Origin of the sequence: Haloferax sp. S2CR25 (assembly GCF_031624535.1) — an archaeon.
Taxonomy (GTDB): Archaea; Halobacteriota; Halobacteria; order Halobacteriales; family Haloferacaceae; genus Haloferax; species Haloferax massiliensis.
In genome coordinates, this window is record NZ_JAMQOO010000001.1 from 826,029 (window position 1) to 845,716 (window position 19,688).

A 19,688-nucleotide genomic window follows, 5' to 3' on the forward strand; every position below is an offset into this window, starting at 1 on the left:
GGAGAGAGCATAGTGAACTGAATACGGTTGTATCTCGACTGCGGGAAGAGGTAGGGAAAACCCGCTTACCCGACAGTACCATGTCGCCAGTATAAAACCCTTCGCAAAGCCGAAGCGTCTCGGGGGCGTTCGACGACCATGAACCTCACACCGGCGGCCGTCTCGGCGGAGCACGACTGGGTCCGAGAGCGCGCCGACGTGGTCGTTCCGCTCATCAACGAGACGCGGCGGCGACTCGGCGAGCAGTTCGACACCCGCGTCGGCGAGGTCGACGACGCGGCCTACCGCGACGCGGTCGACGCGGTGTTCGCCGACGGCGAGGTCGGCGTCAACGTCGCGGCCTACGTCCGCATCCTCAAGGAGTTGGACGTACAGGACGACTACCCGGGCTTCGTCGTCGACGAGGTGCTCGGCCGCGAACTCGCCGCGACCATCGCCGGCGGCGAGCCGCTCCGACTCCTCGCGCAGGCGACGTTCCACTTCGCGGACGTGGCAGTCCACACCGACGGCCCCGCCGGGCGCGACGACCTCGACGCCGCGCTCGCCGCGGGCTTTCAGACGCGCCTGCCGGGCTGGTCGTGGCGCGAGGGGGACTCGCCGTTCGACAGCCGGCGCTGACGGCGGAATGGTATCGTCGGAAAAGCGGATTTCGGGGCAGCTACCACTCGATTCGGACCGGGTCAGACGGCCGCTCGCGTTCGGCCGTCGAGTCGAGGTCGCGGAGCCGTCCGCGGAACGCGCCGACGCACTCCTCGCACGCTGTCACGTGCGCGAGCACGCCGTCTTCGTACTCCGCCATGATCGCCCGCGGCGTCCGCCGCGTCGGCCGCTCCGGTCCCATTCTGCCGACGCCGCGCACCGTGAGGTCGCCTAACCCCGTCAGCCGCTCGCCGCGCGTCGCCGCCCAGCGCGCGTACGACGCGAGCCGGTCGCGGGCGCGGCGCTCGCGCGGGCTCAACTCCCCACCGAGGTCCACGAACCGGTCCCACGTCTCGACCGTGTACTCCGAGACGAGGCCGCGCTCGACGGCGTCGTCCAGTCGCTCGATGACCGGAGTGAACTCCGCGCGCTGGCCGCTCGGAACCCACAGCTCGATTCGAACCGTCCCCTCCCGAGGAGTCGGCCGCTCGTCGCTCACAATTGTGTCCATTGTTAGCACGCCAACCACCACGTGCTGGTAGGGCAGCCGGCGATATGTATCTATGCGTCCGCCGGAACCGCCGAACGTCGCCCGCGAGAGATGGTCCGCGCGGCGGAGCGGCGCGCCGGCACCTTCGGGGCGTTTAAGGGTTCGCTACGGCTACCGATGGGCAATGAGCGACGAGCAGGAACTCGGTATCACCGAGTCGAAGCAGTACAACACCGGCGAGTGGTACGCCGAGGTCGTCCAGAAGGCGGGCCTCGCGAACTACGGCCCGGAGGGCATGAGCGGCTTCATCGTGACTCGCCCGCGCGGCTACGCGCTGTGGGAGTCCATCCAGAACTACCTCGACGCCGAGTTCAAGAAGACTGGTGTCCAGAACGCGTACTTCCCGCTGTTTATCCCCGAGAGCTACCTCGAACGCGAGAAGGATATCGTCGAGGGCTTCGACCCCGAGGTCGCGTGGGTCACCCACGGCGGCCACGAGGAACTCGAAGAACGCCTCGCCGTCCGCCCGACGTCCGAGTCCATCATCGCGCCCTACATGGCCCGGTGGGTCCGTAGCCACCGCGACCTCCCCCTCCGCGTGAACCAGTGGGCCTCCGTCGTGCGCTGGGAGGCCACGGAGACGAAGCCGTTCTTCCGCACCAAGGAGTTCCTCTGGCAGGAGGGCCACACGGCCCACGAGACCCGCGACGGCGCGTGGGACGAGACGATGACTCGCCTCTCGCAGTACCAGTCGCTCTACGAGGACGTGCTCGCCATCCCCGTGCTCCGCGGCGCGAAGCCGGAACACGACAAGTTCCCCGGCGCGGACACGACGACGACCGTCGAGGCGCTCATGCCCGACGGCAAGTCCGTGCAGGCCGGCACCTCCCACTACCTCGGAACCTCCTTCGCCGAGGCGTTCGACCTCACCTACACGACCGAAGACGAGGACGAAGAGCCCGCCCACACGACCTCGTGGGGGCTGTCGTGGCGCTCGCTCGGCGCGCTCATCATGACCCACTCCGACGACCAGGGCCTCGTCCTGCCGCCGACCATCGCGCCCGAGCAGGTCGTCATCGTCCCCATCTGGCAGGCCGACACGCAGGAGAAGGTCCTCGACTACGCCGAGGACATCGCCGACGAGCTCGAAGCCGCCGGCGTCCGCGTCGAACTCGACGCCCGCGACGAGCGCAACCCCGGCTTCAAGTTCAACGAGTGGGAGCTCAAGGGCGTCCCCGTCCGCTTCGAAATCGGCCCCAACGAGGTCGACGACGACGTCGTCACCGCCGTCCACCGCCCCGACGGCGAGTCGGTCGAACTCGACCGCGAGAACATCGCCGAGGCCGTCGAAGAACAGTTCGACGAGGTGTACGCGAAGCTCTACGCCGCCGCCGAAGAGAACCTCGAAGCGAACGTCCGCGAGGCGTCCGCCCGCAACGAGATTCTCGGCACCATCGGCCAGCACGGCGGCTACGTGAAAGCGCCGTGGTGCGGTGACGAGGACTGCGAGGACGAGATTAAGGACCAGATCGCCGCCGAAATCGTCATGGTGCCCCTGAACGACGAGGACGCGGAGATTCACGACGGCGAGGACTGTGCGGTCTGCGGCGACGACGCCGAGGAGACCGCGTACTTCGCGAAGTCCTACTGAACCGGCTCCCGAAGCGACCTACACGGTTATTCATATCTTTCGTCGTCCGTCGAATCATCATTAGTCGACATACTATGTATGGATACATCCTTATATGACATTGTAACACCCTTATGGTTTCAGGAAAAGTTGCTTATGGGGGTAGCTGTACCATTGGCGTATGACCAAGCCACACATAGACGCACCCTTCGCTCAGGACGGGTTAGCCGACCCGACCGACGAGCGGTCGAACTGCGGCGTTGGGGCCGTCGTAGACCTCGAAAACGGCGCCTCGCACCGAGTCGTCGCAGACAGCCTCGAACTCCTGGAGAACCTTGAGCACCGCGGCACCACGGGCGCTGAAGAGAACACCGGGGACGGGGCGGGCATCCTGTTCCAGCGACCGGACGAGTTCTTCGAATCCGTCCTCGACGGGGAGCTTCCGGACCTCTACGCGGCCGGTTCGGTGTTCATGCCGACCGACGACGAGGTCCGCGAGCGCGTTTCGGCGGTTGTCGAGGAGTCGCTGGCCGACCACGGGCTGTCCGTGTTCGACTGGCGCGACGTGCCGACCGACAACGCAGAGCTCGGCGCGACCGCGCTCGAATCGGAACCGGACGTCTGGCAACTGTTCGTCGAGCCGACCGACGAGCTGACCGAAGACGAGTTCGACCGGGCGCTGTACCTCGGGCGTCGAGCCGCCGAGAAAGCGGTCGACGACCTCGCCATCGAGGGCGCGGGACGATTCTACGTCTGCTCGCTCGACCGGAAGACCATCGTCTACAAGGGACTGCTCACGGCCGAACAGCTCCCGAACTACTACCCCGACCTCGGCGACGAGCGAATGGTGACCGAACTCGCGCTCGTTCACGCGCGCTTTTCCACCAACACGCTGGGCGCGTGGCACCTCGCCCACCCGTACCGCCAGGTCATCCACAACGGCGAGATAAACACCATCCGCGGCAACGTCAACTGGATGCGGGCCCGCGAGACGGACCTCCAACACGAGGCGTTCGGCGACGACATCGAGACGCTCAGGCCCATCACGAAGGCCGACCAGTCCGACACCGCGAGCGTCGACAACGCGGTCGAACTGCTCCTCAAGGGCGGCCGCGAACTCCCGCACGTCCTGCGGATGCTCATCCCCGAGGCGTACCGCAACGACGACGCGATGGACCAGGCGCGCCGCGACTGGTACGACTTCCACGCCTCGTTGGTCGAGCCGTGGGACGGCCCCGCGCTCGTCGCGGCGACTGACGGCGACCGCATCGCCGCCGTCCTCGACCGCAACGGCCTTCGGCCGTGCCGCTACGAGGTGACGACCGACGGCCGCCTCATCGTCGCCAGCGAGGTCGGCGCGCTCGACACCGACCCCGCGGAAATCGAGTCCCGCGGTCGCCTCCAGCCCGGCGAGATTTTCATGGCCGACCCCGAGGAGGGTCGCGTCATCCCCGACGCCGAGGTGTTCGACTCCCTCACCGACGAGAAGTACGGCGAGTGGGTCGACGAACAACAGCGCCACCTCGACGACATCGCCGGCGAGGTGGATTCCACCTCGCGCGGACAGGTCGAGTCGCTCCGCGCGACGCAGGCCGCGTTCGGCTACACGCACGACCAGCTCAACCACATGATAGAGCCGATGGCCCGCGACGGCAAGGACCCCGTCGGCTCGATGGGCGACGACACGCCGCTTTCGGTGCTGTCGGACCTCAACCGCCCGCTGTTCACGTACTTCAAGCAGCTGTTCGCGCAGGTGTCGAACCCGCCTATCGACTACATCCGCGAGAAGCTCGTGACGAGCCTGGAGTCGCGGCTCGGCTTCCAGCGGAACCTGCTCGACGAGTCGGCCGACCACGCGCGCCAGCTCGTCCTCGACTCCCCGGTCCTCACGGACGCCGAGACGGCGGCCATCAAGGACCTCGACGACGACATGCGCAGCGCCGTCGTCGACACCACCTACGAGAAAGGCGGCGACATCCGGGAGGCCATCGAGGCCGTCCGCGAGGAGGCCAAGGAAGTCATCGAAGACGGCGCGGACATCGTCGTCCTCTCCGACCGCGCGGTCGGCCCCGACCGCGTCGCCATCCCGAGCCTGCTCGCGACGGGCGCGGTCCACCACAGCCTCGTCCGCAACGGCCTCCGGAACCACGCCGGCCTCGTCGTCGAGTCCGGCGACCCCCGCGAGGTCCACCACCTCGCCACGCTCGTCGGCTACGGCGCGGGCGCGGTGAACCCCTACCTCGCCTACCAGACCATCGAGGACATCGTCGCCGGCCCCGACGGGGCCGACGAGGGCGAGGCCATCGACGCGTACGTCCACGCGCTCGAAGACGGCCTGCTCAAGACGATGGCCAAGATGGGTATCTCGACGGTCGAGAGCTACCGCGGCGCGCAGATTTTCGAAGCCGTCGGCCTCGACTCCGACTTCGTCGCCGAGTACTTCGAGGGCACCGAAATCCGCACCGAGGGTATCGGCCTCGACGTCATCGAGGAGGACCTGCTGACCCGCCACGCCGCCGCCTTCGGGGCGGACCCGAAGCTCGAACGGCAGGGCGAGTACGAGAACCGCTCGGCCGGCATCCACCACGGCTGGAACCCCCAGACCGTCGGCACGCTCCAGCAGTCCGTCCGCACCGGCGACTACGAGAAGTACGAGGAGTTCGCCGAACTGGTCAACGACCAGTCGAAACAGCTGAAGGCGCTCCGCGGTCTGCTCGAATTCGACTCCGACCGCGAGCCCGTGGACATCGACGAGGTCGAACCCGTCGAGGACATCGTCAAGCGCTTCTCGACGGCCGCGATGTCGCTCGGCAGCCTCTCGCCGGAGGCCCACGAGAACAACTCCATCGCGATGAACCGCATCGGCGGCAAGTCCAACTCCGGCGAGGGCGGCGAGCCGCCGGAGCGCTTCGGCACCGAAAAGGAGTGTAACGTCAAGCAGGTCGCCTCCGGCCGCTTCGGCGTCACCTCGGAGTACCTCTCGTCGGCCGACGAGATTCAGATCAAGATGGCGCAGGGCTCGAAGCCCGGCGAGGGCGGCCACCTCCCCGGCAAGAAGGTAAACGAGATGATCGCCCACGTCCGCTACGCGACGCCGGGCGTCGGCCTCATCTCGCCGCCGCCGCTGCACGACATCTACTCCATCGAGGACCTCAAGCAGCTCATCTTCGACCTGAAGTCGGCCAACCCCGACGCCGACATCAACGTCAAGCTCGTCTCCGAGGCCGGCATCGGCACCATCGCCGCCGGCGTCTCGAAGGCGAAAGCCGACGTGGTCCACATCTCGGGCTACGACGGCGGCACCGGCGCGTCGCCGAAGACCTCCATCAAGAACGCGGGGCTCCCGTGGGAGCTCGGCCTCGCCGAGGCCAACCAGATGCTCCGCGCGACGGGGCTTCGCTCCCGCATCCGCGTCTCCGTCGACGGCGGGATGAAGACCGGCCGCGACGTGGCCGTCGCCGCCCTCCTCGGCGGCGAGGAGTACGTCTTCGGGACCGCGTCGCTCGTCACCTCGGGCTGCGTGATGGCCCGTCAGTGCCACGAGAACACCTGTCCGGTCGGCGTCGCCACGCAGGACGAGAACCTGCGCCGCCGCTTCCCCGGCGAGCCCGACCACGTCATCAACTACATGACGTTCATCGCGCAGGAACTCCGCGAGATCATGGCCGACCTCGGCTTCACCTCGCTCGACGAGATGATCGGCCGTCCCTCGCTCCTCCGGCAGGTCGAGACGGACCACGAGAAGGCGAAGCACCTCGACCTCTCGTCGGTGCTGGCCGAGCCCGAGACGGGCGCGCGCCGCAAGACCGAAGACCAGGTCCACGCGGACATCGAGACGCACGTCGACCACAAGCTCATCGACGAGGCCGAAGACGCCATCGAGAACCGCGAGCCGGTCGTCATCCGCCGCGACCTCTCGAACGTCGACCGCGCGGTCGGCGCGATGCTCTCGAACCGCATCTCGAACGCCCACGGCGGCGAGGGACTGCCGGACGACACCATCCGCTGTGAGTTCGACGGCATCGCCGGACAGACGTTCGGCGGCTTCCTCGCCCGCGGCGTCACGATGCGGCTCACCGGGGCCGCGAACGACTACGTCGGCAAGGGGCTGTCCGGCGGTCGCGTCATCGTCGACACGCCCGCCGAGGCCAACTACGAGGCCGCCGAAAACATCCTCATCGGCAACGTCGCCCTCTACGGCGCGACGCAGGGCGAGTGCTACGTCAACGGCCTCGCCGGCGAGCGCTTCGGCGTCCGTAACTCCGGCGTGAAGGCGGTCGTCGAGGGCGTCGGCGACCACGGCTGCGAGTACATGACCGGCGGCGTCGTCGCCGTCCTCGGCGAGACGGGCCGCAACTTCGCCGCGGGGATGTCCGGCGGCGTGGCCTACGTCTACGACCCCGACGAGGAGTTCGCAGCGAAGGCCAACACCGAGATGGTGACGCTCGAAGACCACCTCGACGACAAGGACGAGGCGATGCTCACCCGACTCGTCGAGAACCACCTCACGTACACCGACTCCGACCGCGCGGCCGAACTGCTCGACGACTGGCAGTCGGTCCTCGGCGACTTCGTGAAGGTGATGCCCGACGCGTACGCCGAGGTCATCGCCGAGGACGGCCGCGAGGACGTCCGCAACGAACTCCCCGCGAAGGCGGGCGCAATCGTCGACGCCGGTGCCGACAAGGTCGGCGCGGCGACGACCAGCGACGACTGAGGGCCGACTCGACCGTCAGCGACTGACGGTTCGGTCGCCACCCCGCGTTTTCCTGCTGTTCGGCGTGTTTTCCCGGACTGTTTCGTATCACTTACCGAACAGATAATGATGTGCCGTCCGGGGCCATGTCGGCGTGGATATGTTCGGAGACCACTCGCGGCGGACGCTCCTCGCCACGCTCGGTGCCCTCGCGGCATCCGGCGTCGCCGGCACGTCGCTCGCGGACAGTCACTCGACGGCAGAATCGGACACGGTCACGACCGAGGATTGGTCGCAGTCTCGTGCCGAACCGGGGCGAACCGGCGCAGTCGCTCCCGAATCTGCACCCGACGACGAGTACGCAGACCTGTCGTGGCTCGACGGAACGTGGCATAAGACCAGCGCGAACGAGGTACTCGTCGACGACGGGGCCGTCTTCCAGACGTTCTACACCAACGACAGCACGTTCCGCGGGGGCGTCGTCGCCTACGAGGCCGACACGGGCGAAGAGCGTTGGAGATACATCGCCCCGGAGTACGGGGCATCAGAACCCGGAATCGGCCGTGTGACCGACACGCCAGCCGTGGCAGAAGGGACGCTCTTCGTGACGAGCGAGGCAGGGTACACCGATTCGGACGTCAAGTACGGTGGACTCCACGCGCTCGACCTGGATACCGGCGAAATTAATTGGCAGAAGACACCAACTGACTACGCGAGTCCGGACGCCAAGTGGCTCGGGACGCCGCTCGTCGCCGACGGCTCCCTCTACGTCCAACACCTGACAAACGCCAGCGCAGACCCGGACCAGCAGGAGTCGGTCATCGCGGAACTCGACCCCGAGAGCGGCGAAGTCGTGTGGCGCTCCGACGCGTCGTACCGGTCCTACCCCTACATCGGCGACGACGAGACCCTCTACGGGATGGCGACGTACACCGACGAGAAGAACGAACTCGTCGCGTGGAACGCGAACGACGGGAGCAGACGGTGGACGGCGGTGGTGGAAGACGGTGTGAGCTTCGTCGACTCGGCCCACAAAAACGGTCGTATCTACCGTTCCTCCGGGAACCGGTTCCGAACGGACGAGATAAACCGAGTCGTCGCACACAGCGACGAGGACGGGAGCGTCGAGTGGGAGACGAGACTCACGCCCGAAGGCGAGGAGTCGGCGCGGTTCATCAGCGCGCCGGCCGTCGCCGACGGCACCGTCTACGTCACCACCGCGCTCGACGTGGACTCGGTGGCCGAAGAGGGCGTCCTCTCGACGGTCTACGCGCTCGACGCCGACACCGGAGACATGCTGTGGACGCACGACACCTCGACGGAACTCCACGGCGACCCGAGCGTCGCCGGCGACACCGTCTACCTCGGCGGGAGCGCCATCCCCAAGGCTATCGGTGACCTCGAACGCGAACGACGACACCCCACGGTACACGCGCTCTCGACCGAAGACGGGTCCCAGCAGTGGGCCTATCTGGTTCGACACGAGCAGGGCGCACCGTCCCGAAAGGCATCGACGCCGGCGCTCGCGGGCGGGCGAGTCCTCACGGGCTATCTGGAAGAGGAGTCCACCGAGCAAGCCGGGGTGTTCGCCCTCGAAGGGAGTCCGGAGGCACCCGATTCGAGGAACCTCCCGCGCTCCTCGGACGCACCCGTTGCCCGCATCGTCACCGACCCCGAAGACGCCGAGACCGCGGACCTCGACTCCGGAACCACCGTCGGCCTCGACGGGACTGCCTCGACGGGCGAAGTCGAGACCTACGAGTGGCAGTTCGGCGAGGGCGCGTCGTTCCGAGAGCGCGGTTCGACGACCGAGATTACGCTCGACTTCTGTGGGACGCTCGACGTGACGCTCCGCGTCACCGGGCCGGACGGGAACCAGAGCACCGACACCGTCAGTCTCTCTACCGACGGATAGCGGACCCAGCCTTCGACCCCTCCCCGACGCCCCTTTTTTCACCGAGCGCCCGAACTCGACAGTATGACCCGCGAGTACGACAAACTCGTCCGCGACGACGTCCCTCGAATCATCCGCGAGTCGGGTGAGACGCCGGTCGTCCACGTCGCCGACGACGAGGAGTTCGACCGGCGACTGCGCGAGAAACTGGTCGAAGAGGCCGAGGAGTTCGCCGAATCCGGGACCGTCGAAGAACTCGCAGACGTGTTCGCCGTCGTCGACGCGATACTCGCCCGACGCGACGAGGACTGGGAGACTGTCGAGACGGCGGCACGAGAGAAGGCCGCAGAGCGCGGCGGCTTCGAAGACGGCGTGGTACTCGAACGGGTGGAGTGAAACCCACGCGGTCGAAGCGGGTTCCCGGCACCCGCCACCGATTCTCGCACGTTTTTCACCGCGCGCACCCTCGACCGGGACATGGACAACGCACTCGTCATCGGCGGCACGCGGTTCATCGGCCGCCACCTCGTCTCGGAACTCCTCGACAGCGGCTACGCGGTGACCATCTTCAACCGCGGGAACCACGACAACCCCTTCGAGGACGACCCGCGCGTCCAGCACGTCCAGGGCGACCGAACGGACGACGAGGCGCTCCGAACCGCGAAACTGACCGTCGAACCAGACGCGGTGTTCGACTGCGTGGCGTACAAGCCCGCCGAGGTCGCTTCGGCGGTCGATATCTTCGCCGACGTGGACGCGTACGTCTACATCTCAAGCGGCGCGGCCTACGGAAGCGAGGTCATCCCGAAGCGCGAAAACGAGACGCCGCTTTGCGACTGCACCGACGAGCAGGCGGCAGACGACTCGGGCGCGAGCTACGGCCCGCGGAAGGCCGAGGGCGACCGCGTCGTCTTCGAGGCGGCCTCGCGGGGCATCAACGCGATGTCCGTCCGCCCGTGTATCGTCTACGGACCCGAGGACTACACTGAGCGCCTCGACTACTGGATCGACCGCGTGCTGAACTACGACCGGGTCGTCGTCCCCGGCGACGGGACGAACGTCTGGCACCGCGCCTACGTCGAGGACGTGGCGAGCGCGATGCGAATCGTCGCCGAGGAGGGCGAGGCGGGCGAGGCCTACAACGTCGGCGACAGACGACTCGTCACGCTCGAAGAGATGGTCGAGGTCATCGCCGACGCCGCGGGCACCGACGTCGAGGTCGTCCACGCGGGCGAGCGCGAACTCGCCGCGGCCGACCTCTCGATGGACGACTTCATCCTCTACCGCGACTACCCGCACGTCCTCTCGACGGACAAACTCGCCAGCCTCGGCTGGGGGTCCACTCCCGTCGAGGAGGCGATGCGCCGGTCGGTCGCCGACCACCGCGAGAGCGACCGCGACGGCTCCGAACACGACCCCGGTCGCGACGCCGAAGAACGCGTGCTTTCGATTCTCGACACGCTCTGAGGCGGGGAGACTCGCTCGAAGAACCGAGGCGGCGAGGCGGCGAACCAGACGAACTCAGCCGCTGAACTGTCCGTCGTGGTCCATCTCGGGGACCTCCTCTTCGAGCCACTCGCGGAACCACTTGACGCGCTTGAGCCGCTGGTGTGCGAAGCTCTGGGCCGTGTCGGTTTCGAGTCGCGCGGAGGCGTCGCGGCCGCGTTCGAAGACGCGCTCGACCATCTCGGCGGCGTCCATGTGGGTCCGCGCCTCGTAGCCCATCCGAAGGAGCATCAACGCGGTGCCGTTCGCGCCGATTTTGTCGAGGATATCCGCCTCGATGAGACAGCGCGTCTCCAGCGACACGTCCGTCAGCGACCCCTGATACGAGTGGTCGGAGACGACCTGACACACCTGGTCGACGAACGACTCGGGGTAGTCGCCGTGGCTGCTGAGGAACTCGCGGGCGACGCGAGCCCCCTCCTCGGCGTGGACGTCCTGGTCGGCTTCGAGCTTCGAGATGTCGTGAAAGAGGGCGGCCACGCGGACGACGTTCACGTCCGCGCCCTCGCGGTCGGCGATGCGCGTCGCGAGGTCGACGACGTTGAGGATGTGGTTGAACCGGTACTCCGCGGAGTGCCACGGGTACCAGCGCATCCGCCCGCCGTCGTCTTCGTTTTCGACGCTCGCAGAGAGATAGTCCGAGACGAAGCGCTTCATGTCCTCGAACTCGGCGTCGGAGACCGCCGACTCTTTGATTTCAACGCCCACGGCAGAACCTCCGTCGGTGTTGGCACGTGCGTATTCTCATTACACGGAATGAGGGTCGTTCCACTCTTAGGCGTTACGACACCCTGAGTCGCGGGAACCGTGCTCTCGGGCGAACAGACCGGGTCTCGTGGCCGGTGGTGTGAACCCGTGGCACATCGGCGAGAGTTAACTCACCCGGCCGCATCGTCTCCGCCGTGACCGACGCACGATACCTCGACGACGCGGAAACACACGAGTTCGAGGCGACCGTCGAGACGGTCCGCGGAAGCGACCGCGTCGTCCTCGACCGGACCTATTTCTACCCGACCGGCGGCGGCCAACCGAACGACACGGGCACCCTATCGAGAGACGGCGAGAGCGGCGACGGCGAGACGTGGGACGTGACGGACGTACGGAAACGCGACCGAATCGAACACGTCGTCGCGGGCGACGCCCCCGAGCCGGGAACGGCCGTCTTCGGACGCGTCGACGCGGCGCGGCGGCGGGCACACAGCCGCTACCACACGGCCCAGCATCTCCTCTCTGCGGTCCTCCTCGACGAGTTCGACGCCGAGACGACCGGCAACCAACTGTACGCCGACCACGCGCACCTCGACTGCGCCTACGACCGCTTCGACGACGACGACCTCCGGACCATCGAGACGCGCCTGAACGACCTCGTCGCGTCCGATCTCCCCGTCCGGTGGTACAGCCTCGACCGCGAGGAGGCCGAGGCGACGCTCGACCCCGAGCGAACCCGCCTGCACCTGCTTCCGGACTCGATTCGCGAGGTCCGAATCGTCGAAATCGGCGACGCGGACGACCCCTTCGACCGAACCGCCTGCGCCGGGACCCACGCCGCGTCGACGGGCGACGTCGGCCCGGTCTCCGTCACCGGCCGGACGACCCAAGGCTCGGCGCACGAGCGCGTGAACTTCGTCCTCGAATAACCGATTCGGCCCGACCCCCCACCGACTACCCCGACTGGGTCGCGTCTGTCCGCGCCCGCGGCTCGCAGACCCAGCCCTCGCGGACCGGGACCAGTTCGTAGCCCGCCTCGCGGAGCAGGGCCTTCGCCGCCGCCTCGTCGTGGCTCCCGCGGGCGTCGTGCAGTTCGAAATACACCGTCGGCCGGTGCTCACCGAGGACCGCTTCCGCCCCTCGGAGCACGTTCAGCCCGAACCCTTCGACGTCGACTTTCAGGTGGTCCGGCGGCGGGACCGTCCCAGAATCGACGAGCGAGTCGAGCCGCCGCATCGACACCGACGCCGTGTCGACGACCCGCGCCGCCCACGCGCTCGCGTGGTCCCGCGAGAACGACCCCAGTTCGTCGTAGCTCGACAGGTGGAACGCCCGCGATTCGTCGGCTTCACCGAGGCCGCAGTCGAGCAGGTCCACCCGGTCGTCGAAGTCGTTGACCTCGACGTTCGCCCGCAACTGGTCGACGACCTCGGGATGCGGCTCGACGGCGACCACCCGCGCCGAGGGCTCGCTGGCCGCGACCGCGAGGGTGTAGGTGCCCGTGTTCGCGCCCACGTCGACGACCACGTCGCCGTCGTCGAGACCGAGCAACAGCGCCTGTAAGAGCACGTCGTTGCCGTGGCGGTTGTACAGTTCGTAGCTCCTGAAACTCGTCCGCCCGACGTGTTTCTTCGTGGCGACGAGCCGTCGCTCGTAGTTCGCCCGGACGAGCGCGTAGTGGAGGGAGTACGCGAGGTGGCGAGCGGCCGACACCGGGTGCAGGAGAGACACGTTGGTGTACTGTCATTGTGTGCCGATAAAAATCGCTCGGCGGCGAAGCGCCACGCTCTTCGCGGTAGGTCGTCGGAGAAGTGTCGAGTAGTCCCGGGCGGATTCGAACCGCCGTCAGCGGCTGTCTTCTCGGCACGCATTGAACCGTACCAATCCAAAGGCCGCTATGATTGGCCACTACACCACGGGACTTCGGTGATGTCGTCCACTCGTCGGTTGTCCGCTGGTAAATGAAAACGCTTCGGTTCCGGTCGGTCGCGTCAGCGACTAATCGGCGGCTTCCGTCTCCGTCTCGGGTTCCGCGCCGCACACGTCGAGATACTCGCAGGCGTCGGTCTCGGGGTCGAAACAGTCGGGACAGTCGGAGTTGCGGTCGATGATGGTGTCGAGTCGCTCCGCGATCATCCCGTCGATGACGGGTTCGAGCTCGCGGGCCTCCGCGCGGAACTCCTCGACGTCGAGGACGTTCGAGAGGAAGCGCTCGATGATGCAGTAGGTCTGGAGCGCGTCGCGGGCGCGGACGATGCCGTCGTCCGTGAGCGTGACGCCCTTGTACTTCTCGTGTTCGGCGAGGCCACGGGATTCGAGCTTGCCGATCATCTCGTTCGCACTCGCCGGACTCACCTCCATCATGTCCGCGAGCGCGCCCGTGGCTGCCGGGCCGTTCTCCATCTCCTGCAACAGGTAAATCGCCTTGACGTATTGGTCTGCCGTGTTCATCGTTTCACTCGCGGTCTTCCATGATTCGCGTCACTTCTTCTACGCCCTCGGCCTCCTCCTCGCGAATCGACGACAGCGTCGCGACGAGTTCCTCGCGGTCGATAGAGAACTGTACCTCGCTCGCCTCGATGGCCTCGATGACGTCGTCGTAGAACTTATAGGCGGTCTCCTCGTTACAGAGCTGGTCGTAGAGAACGCCGTCGAAGTCCTCGGGTTTCGTCTGGCCGTACTGGGCCTCGACCAGCGCCTCGATCTCCTCGAAGGGGACGCTGTCGACGTCTAAACGCTCGATGACCGCTTCGAGTCGGTTTCGGTGGTCGGCCGACTCTTCGGCGGCGTGCGACAGGAGGTCACGAATCTCTTCGTCGAGTTCCTCGTCGTCGAGCTCTTCGTAGTGGTGGTAGGCGCGCGCCTCCACGACTTCTTCGAGGACGATTCCGATTTGGAGCAGCCGAGCGAGTTGGTGGTCCGACGTGACCTGATACCCGACGCTCATCGGCGGCGTCCTCCGTTTGCGTGCGATACCAGCTGAGTCATACTCAGAGGTGAGTCTGTTACGAACTTAAGCGGTTCCCCTTTCGGGTTCCGACTCGTCCGTCTCGGACTCCTCGGGAGTCGTCGAGCCTCTTCGGGCCCGTTCTACGTCCTCGTTCGGCGTCGTGCGGCGACCCATCCAGTGGTAGGTGCCAATTCTGCTGTATCCTTGTTCGTCGACGATTTGCTCGATGACCTTCCGGTCGTCGTCGTCGATAGAGACGACGTGCGCGATAATCTGCCCGGGGACGGTTATCGGGTTCGCGGCCATCCCGATGACGAGTCCCGTGAAGGGTGCTTCGACGACGTGTTCTTCGCGTTTGAAGTGGTCAGAGATGGTACAGACGGAGTTCCCCTCCTCGACGATCGGGTACGGCCCCCAGTCCATATCTACCCACCCGCCCGCAGTCGACCGAATCCACTTCTTCTCTTTCGGCCCGACGATGCGTTGCCACGCCGGTTCGGTCTCGAACTCCTCGTCTATCAGGCCGAAGTAGGCAAAGAGGTTGTGCAAGTTTTCGAGCGCGAGGTCGACCATCGCCGGTTGATACCGGTGGGCCTCGCCCATCTCGACGGTGATGGTTGGAATCCCGTCTTCCGACGCGACACGCCGCATCATCCCCTCGGCACCGGCCCCGTCGAGGACGATAGTCGAGAGGAAGGCGTTCGCAACCTCGGCCACTGCGGGGTCGCTCATGTCCGCGCGCGTGTGGAAGATGGTCACTTTGTTCCGCGTCGACGTGTGGAAGTCCACACCGATGTCGCAGTTGGAGACGAATCGGTCGTAGATGACCTTGGCGATGCGTTTTCCTTCGTTTCCGTTCTCGGACCCGGGGAACGACCGGTTCAGGTCGCGGTCGTAGATGGGCAGGTACCGCAGGTGCGCGCGGTAGCCCGGCACGTTGAGGACGTGCAGGCAGACGATAGTTCCGGACAGTTCCTGTGGATCGTAGCGGTCTGCCACCTCCTGGACGACTTTTACGCCGTTGACCTCGTCACCGTGCATCGCCGCACTCACGAACACCCGCGGTCCCTTGTTCACACCGTTGATGATTGTGACCGGAATCTCTATCGGGTCACCGAGGAAGGACTCTCCCACCTCGTACATGATGTGTCGTTTCTCACCGGGGCGAACCTCGGCGTCGTATCGGAATGACTCTCCGTCGTTGTTGCTTGACATTGTACTCCCTCCGGTTGGACGGTTGTACTCCACCCCGGACGGGAGAGAATACGTCGAGCGCAAGCAAAAACATTGGTAGATAGACATTTTCGTGACGGACCGCCATCCGGGAGTATCACGCCGAAACGACTGTTTTCCGACTATCTGCCGCTCCTGCGGAAGACAGGATATATAAAATCTGAGAATAAAGCAGCGAGCTATCGGGCGCGTCTCAGCGCAGCCGCGCGGCGATGAGCTCTTCGAGGTCGTCGCGGAACTCGTCGACTGCAATCTCTTCGAGGACGGGCACGAAGAAGCCCTCCACGAGCATGTTACGGGCCTGTTCTTCGGGAACGGACCGAGAGACCATATAGAAGAGGTCCTCGGCGTCGACCTGCCCGACGGAGGCGGCGTGGGACGCCTCGGTGTCGTGGTTGTTGATGATGAGCTTCGGCGACGCGTCGGCCTCGGACTGGTCCGAGAGCATCAGCGTGTTCTCGCGCTGGTAGGAGTTCGTGCTCCACGCGTCGCGGCCGACGTCCTGAACGCCCTCGTACACCGAGCGCGCCTCGTCGTCGAGGACGCCGCGGGTCACGAGGTCGGCCGTCGTGTTCTCGGCTTTGTGCCAGACGCGGGCGTTGACGTCGAGGTGCTGGTCGTCGTGACCGAAGAACGCGCCGACGATTTTCGTCTCCGACGCCTCGCCGTTGAGTTCGGTCTCGACGTCGCTGCGGGTGAGCCGCGAGCCGAGGTTCCCCTCGATCCAGTTGACCGTCGAGTAGGTGTCGGCGTCGGCGCGCTTGAGCGAGTACGTGTACGTCTCCTCGTCGAGGTTCTGCAGGGAGCCGTACTGGACGTACGAGTTCTCGCCCGCGTCGATTTCGACGAGGTTCGAGAAGTACCGCGCGTCGTCGATGCTGTCGCCGGACTCGATGGCCTCCAGGATGGTGACCGACGAGGACTGCTCGGTGACGACGAGCGTGTGGCTGAACAGCGACCGAGAGTTCATCTCGGCGCGAATCTTCACGTCCTCGGCGTCGACGCCCTCGGGGGCGTAGATGAACGTGCCCGTCGTGAACAGCGCCGCCGAGAGGGCGGTGAGGTAGTTCGTCTCGGGGTCGACGACCGAGCCGAAGCGCTCCTCGATGAGGTCGCCGTACTCGTCGAGCGCCTCCGTGAAGGGGAGGACGACGACGCCCTCGGGCGACTCGCGGGTCGTCTCGTCGGCCTGATTCAGCGGGTCGACGAGCGACTCGAAGTCGAGGGCTTCGAGGTTCGTCCAGCGGCGACCGGGCGTCTGGATGACGTCCGGCAGTTCGAGCTCGTCGAGTGCTTCGAGCGCTTCGAGGCGGGCCTCAAGGAGCCACTCCGGCTCGTCCCGTGCGTCCGAAATCTCTCGTACCGTCTCTGCGGACAGGTTTGCGGGAAGTTGCGCGCTCATTGGTTATCCGAGGCTACCCTCCATTTCGAGTTCGACGAGTCGGTTGAGTTCGACCGCGTACTCGATGGGCAGTTCCTCCGTGATGGGTTCGATGAACCCGGAGACGATCATCTGCTTCGCGTCGTCGTCGTCGAGACCGCGCGACTGGAGGTAGAAGATGTCCTCGTCGCCGATCTTGCCGACGGTCGCCTCGTGGGCGACGTCGACCTGCGACTCGTTAATCTCCATGTACGGCATCGTGTCCGAGGTGGACTCGTTGTCGAACATGAGCGCGTCACACTCGACCGCGGTCGAGGAGTTCTTCGCGCCGTTGGCGATGTGGACGAGACCGCGGTAGTTCGTGCGGCCGCCGTCCTTCGAGATGGACTTCGACTCGATGGTCGACTTCGTCTCGGGGGCGTTGTGGTACACCTTCGCGCCGGTGTCGATGTTCTGACCCTCGCCCGCGAAGGCGATGGTGATGTGGTTGTCGGAAGCGCCGCGGCCCTTCAGAATCGAGGCCGGGTAGAGCATGGTTGCCTTCGAGCCCATCGAGCCCGAAATCCACTCCATGCGGCCGCCCTTCTCGACGATGGCGCGCTTGGTGTTGAGGTTGTAGGTGTTCTTCGACCAGTTCTGGACGGTCGAGTACTGGACGTGGGCGTCCTCGCCGACGAACACTTCGACGCCGCCGGAGTGGAGGTTGAACGCGGAGTACTTCGGGGCCGAACAGCCCTCGATGTAGTGGACTTCGGAGCCCTTCTCCGCGACGATGAGCGTGTGCTCGAACTGGCCCATGCCCTCGGAGTTCATGCGGAAGTACGCCTGCACCGGCATCTCGACCGTCACGTCCTCGGGGACGTAGACGAACGAGCCGCCGGACCAGATTGCGCCGTGAAGCGCGGCGAACTTGTTGTCGCTCGGGGGGACGCACTTCGTCATGAAGTACTCCTTGACGATGTCTTCGTGCTCCTGGACCGCCTGGTCCATGTTCATGAAGACGACGCCTTTCTCCTCCCAGCGCTCCTGCATGTTCTGGTAGACGACTTCGGACTCGTACTGGGCGCCGACGCCCGAGAGGGCGTTCTTCTCGGCTTCCGGGATGCCCAGCTTGTCGAAGGTGTCCTTGATGTCGTCCGGCAGGTCGCGCCAGTCGTCGACGCCGCCGCGGACTTCCACGTCCGGGCGGATGTACGGGACGATTTCGTCCACGTTGACCTCGGAGAGGTCCGGCTGGCCGGGCCAGTCGGTCGGCATCGGCATCTTCTGGTACTGCTTGAGCGCGCGAAGGCGGCGCTCAAGCATCCATTCGGGCTCGTCTTTGTCCTCCGAGATGACGCGGATGGTCTCTTCGGTGAGACCCTTCTCGGCCACGAACGCGGCCTTCTGCTCCTTCTTGAACTCGAAGCGAGCTTCCGTATCTGTCTCTTTGAGGTGGTCTTGGTCGGAACTCATGATGTTGGGGGATTACGCGGCTTCGTACACTTCCTCACGGACCCAGTCGTAGCCCTTGTCTTCGAGTTCGGACGCGAGCGAGGCGTCGCCGCTCTTGACGACCTTGCCGTCCAGCATGATGTGGACGTGGTCCGGCTCGACGTATTCGAGGATACGCTGGTAGTGAGTGATCTGGAGGATACCCGTGCCCTGCTCGTCGCGCAGCGCGTTGATACCCTTCGAGACGTCCTGCAGGCGGTCGATGTCGAGACCGGAGTCGATCTCGTCGAGAACCGCAATCGACGGTTCGAGAATCGCGGCCTGAAGGACCTCGTTTTGTTTCTTCTCGCCGCCGGAGAAGCCGGCGTTGAGGTAGCGTTGCATGAACTTCTCGTCCATGTCGAGAAGCTCCATCTTCTCTTTGAGGAGCTTCTGGAACTCGGCGACGCCGACTTCGCCGTCATCGACGTTACCCTCCATCGGGGAGGTGTCGTAGCCGGCTTCCTCTTCTTCCTCGTCGTCGTCCTCGCCGAACAGGAGCTCCTCGCGCTCGTCGATCTTCGCGTTGAGCGCGGTGCGGAGGAAGTTCGTCATGGTGACGCCCTCGATTTCCGCGGGGTACTGGAAGCCGAGGAAGATGCCGAGCGCGGCGCGCTCGTTCGGCTCCAGTTCCAGAAGGTTCCACGTGCGGGCGTCGTCCGGGATTTCGAGGTCGCCGAAGTCGTCGTCCTCCAGGTGAAGGAGGATTTCGCCGTCGGTTACTTCGTAGGCGGGGTGCCCGGCGATGATTTTAGAAGTCGTAGACTTGCCGGACCCGTTGGGACCCATCAGCGCGTGGATCTCGCCGGATTTGACTTCCAGGTCGACACCTCGCAGAATCTGCTCACCGTCTTCCTCCGCGACTCGTGCGTGGAGGTTCTTGATCTCGAGAGTTGCCATCGTTGGTTCGTTGCCTCGTACTCGAACGGTGGGGAGTATCGCCCATAATGCTTGCGCATTCACCCCCGCCACCTTTTGTAGAAAGAAAATTTGTTTTCAAATCCAAAAAGAATTGCGCCGATTCGCGACGGGCGTCCGGGTTTCGGACAGCCGAACAACGTTACGAGCCGTCCACCTATGTAACCAAA

16 protein-coding genes and 1 tRNA gene are annotated in these 19,688 nt (G+C 65.7%); 7 read left to right on the forward strand and 10 right to left on the reverse strand.

Annotation, left to right across the window (positions count from 1 at the left end; translation table 11 throughout):
• Positions 1–138: 138 nt before the first annotated feature.
• Entirely contained in the window at positions 139–618 is a 480-nt protein-coding gene (locus tag NDI65_RS04355) for a hypothetical protein (protein ID WP_310893425.1), read from the forward strand.
• Between the two features lie 40 nt (positions 619–658).
• On the opposite strand, the gene NDI65_RS04360 is transcribed toward NDI65_RS04355, so the two are convergent.
• Positions 659–1,150: an HTH domain-containing protein gene (locus tag NDI65_RS04360; protein ID WP_089778810.1), complete on the reverse strand. Its 492-nt coding sequence runs from the start codon at positions 1,148–1,150 to the stop codon at positions 659–661.
• Between the two features lie 163 nt (positions 1,151–1,313).
• On the opposite strand from NDI65_RS04360, the gene proS reads away from it, so the two are divergent.
• The 5 genes from proS (at position 1,314) to NDI65_RS04385 (ending at position 10,816) form a co-directional block, all read left to right on the forward strand.
• Entirely contained in the window at positions 1,314–2,780 is a 1,467-nt protein-coding gene (proS, locus tag NDI65_RS04365) for a proline--tRNA ligase (RefSeq protein WP_089778812.1), read from the forward strand.
• 160 nt (positions 2,781–2,940) lie between these two features.
• Complete coding sequence (gene gltB / locus NDI65_RS04370) at positions 2,941–7,476, forward strand: glutamate synthase large subunit (protein WP_089778814.1); 4,536 nt, start codon at positions 2,941–2,943, stop codon at positions 7,474–7,476.
• 139 nt (positions 7,477–7,615) lie between these two features.
• Positions 7,616–9,370, forward strand: coding sequence for a PQQ-binding-like beta-propeller repeat protein (locus tag NDI65_RS04375; protein WP_089778816.1), 1,755 nt, complete (start codon positions 7,616–7,618; stop codon positions 9,368–9,370).
• 63 nt (positions 9,371–9,433) lie between these two features.
• Positions 9,434–9,745: a nucleoside triphosphate pyrophosphohydrolase gene (locus NDI65_RS04380; RefSeq protein ID WP_089778818.1), complete on the forward strand. Its 312-nt coding sequence runs from the start codon at positions 9,434–9,436 to the stop codon at positions 9,743–9,745.
• 81 nt (positions 9,746–9,826) lie between these two features.
• Entirely contained in the window at positions 9,827–10,816 is a 990-nt protein-coding gene (locus NDI65_RS04385) for an NAD-dependent epimerase/dehydratase family protein (RefSeq protein ID WP_089778820.1), read from the forward strand.
• 54 nt (positions 10,817–10,870) lie between these two features.
• On the opposite strand, the gene NDI65_RS04390 is transcribed toward NDI65_RS04385, so the two are convergent.
• Complete coding sequence (locus tag NDI65_RS04390) at positions 10,871–11,563, reverse strand: HD domain-containing protein (RefSeq protein ID WP_089778822.1); 693 nt, start codon at positions 11,561–11,563, stop codon at positions 10,871–10,873.
• 194 nt (positions 11,564–11,757) lie between these two features.
• On the opposite strand from NDI65_RS04390, the gene NDI65_RS04395 reads away from it, so the two are divergent.
• Complete coding sequence (locus tag NDI65_RS04395; protein ID WP_089778824.1) at positions 11,758–12,492, forward strand: alanyl-tRNA editing protein; 735 nt, start codon at positions 11,758–11,760, stop codon at positions 12,490–12,492.
• A 25-nt stretch (positions 12,493–12,517) separates the two neighbouring features.
• On the opposite strand, the gene NDI65_RS04400 is transcribed toward NDI65_RS04395, so the two are convergent.
• The 8 genes from NDI65_RS04400 to NDI65_RS04435 form a co-directional block, all read right to left on the reverse strand.
• Complete coding sequence (locus tag NDI65_RS04400; protein ID WP_310893457.1) at positions 12,518–13,276, reverse strand: FkbM family methyltransferase; 759 nt, start codon at positions 13,274–13,276, stop codon at positions 12,518–12,520.
• A 106-nt stretch (positions 13,277–13,382) separates the two neighbouring features.
• Positions 13,383–13,486, reverse strand: a tRNA-Gln gene (locus NDI65_RS04405).
• 75 nt (positions 13,487–13,561) lie between these two features.
• A complete protein-coding gene (locus NDI65_RS04410; protein ID WP_089778826.1) occupies positions 13,562–14,014 on the reverse strand; it encodes a metal-dependent transcriptional regulator in 453 nt (150 codons plus the stop codon).
• 4 nt (positions 14,015–14,018) lie between these two features.
• The gene (locus NDI65_RS04415) at positions 14,019–14,510 is read right to left on the reverse strand and encodes a rubrerythrin (protein WP_042663528.1); all 492 of its coding nucleotides are present in this window, start codon (positions 14,508–14,510) and stop codon (positions 14,019–14,021) included.
• 66 nt (positions 14,511–14,576) lie between these two features.
• On the reverse strand, positions 14,577–15,728 hold the full coding sequence (locus NDI65_RS04420; RefSeq protein ID WP_082256368.1) for a succinylglutamate desuccinylase/aspartoacylase family protein: 1,152 nt from the start codon (positions 15,726–15,728) through the stop codon (positions 14,577–14,579).
• A 211-nt stretch (positions 15,729–15,939) separates the two neighbouring features.
• Complete coding sequence (gene sufD, locus NDI65_RS04425; RefSeq protein WP_089778828.1) at positions 15,940–17,148, reverse strand: Fe-S cluster assembly protein SufD; 1,209 nt, start codon at positions 17,146–17,148, stop codon at positions 15,940–15,942.
• 3 nt (positions 17,149–17,151) lie between these two features.
• Positions 17,152–18,582, reverse strand: a complete 1,431-nt coding sequence (gene sufB, locus NDI65_RS04430) for a Fe-S cluster assembly protein SufB (protein ID WP_007275079.1) — start codon at positions 18,580–18,582, stop codon at positions 17,152–17,154.
• 12 nt (positions 18,583–18,594) lie between these two features.
• Positions 18,595–19,500, reverse strand: coding sequence for an ABC transporter ATP-binding protein (locus NDI65_RS04435; RefSeq protein WP_089778830.1), 906 nt, complete (start codon positions 19,498–19,500; stop codon positions 18,595–18,597).
• Positions 19,501–19,688: the final 188 nt, after the last annotated feature.

What these genes read in the sequence shown, in the direction of transcription:
- NDI65_RS04415 (WP_042663528.1), bottom strand. Translation starts at nt 14,510, where the DNA reads ATGAGCGTCGGGTATCAGGTCACGTCGGACCACCAACTCGCTCGGCTG.
- NDI65_RS04420 (WP_082256368.1), bottom strand. Translation starts at nt 15,728, where the DNA reads ATGTCAAGCAACAACGACGGAGAGTCATTCCGATACGACGCCGAGGTT.
- NDI65_RS04410 (WP_089778826.1), bottom strand. Translation starts at nt 14,014, where the DNA reads ATGAACACGGCAGACCAATACGTCAAGGCGATTTACCTGTTGCAGGAG.
- NDI65_RS04355 (WP_310893425.1), top strand. Translation starts at nt 139, where the DNA reads ATGAACCTCACACCGGCGGCCGTCTCGGCGGAGCACGACTGGGTCCGA.
- proS (WP_089778812.1), top strand. Translation starts at nt 1,314, where the DNA reads ATGAGCGACGAGCAGGAACTCGGTATCACCGAGTCGAAGCAGTACAAC.
- gltB (WP_089778814.1), top strand. Translation starts at nt 2,941, where the DNA reads ATGACCAAGCCACACATAGACGCACCCTTCGCTCAGGACGGGTTAGCC.
- NDI65_RS04385 (WP_089778820.1), top strand. Translation starts at nt 9,827, where the DNA reads ATGGACAACGCACTCGTCATCGGCGGCACGCGGTTCATCGGCCGCCAC.
- sufD (WP_089778828.1), bottom strand. Translation starts at nt 17,148, where the DNA reads ATGAGCGCGCAACTTCCCGCAAACCTGTCCGCAGAGACGGTACGAGAG.
- NDI65_RS04375 (WP_089778816.1), top strand. Translation starts at nt 7,616, where the DNA reads ATGTTCGGAGACCACTCGCGGCGGACGCTCCTCGCCACGCTCGGTGCC.
- NDI65_RS04435 (WP_089778830.1), bottom strand. Translation starts at nt 19,500, where the DNA reads ATGGCAACTCTCGAGATCAAGAACCTCCACGCACGAGTCGCGGAGGAA.
- NDI65_RS04380 (WP_089778818.1), top strand. Translation starts at nt 9,434, where the DNA reads ATGACCCGCGAGTACGACAAACTCGTCCGCGACGACGTCCCTCGAATC.
- sufB (WP_007275079.1), bottom strand. Translation starts at nt 18,582, where the DNA reads ATGAGTTCCGACCAAGACCACCTCAAAGAGACAGATACGGAAGCTCGC.
- NDI65_RS04360 (WP_089778810.1), bottom strand. Translation starts at nt 1,150, where the DNA reads ATGGACACAATTGTGAGCGACGAGCGGCCGACTCCTCGGGAGGGGACG.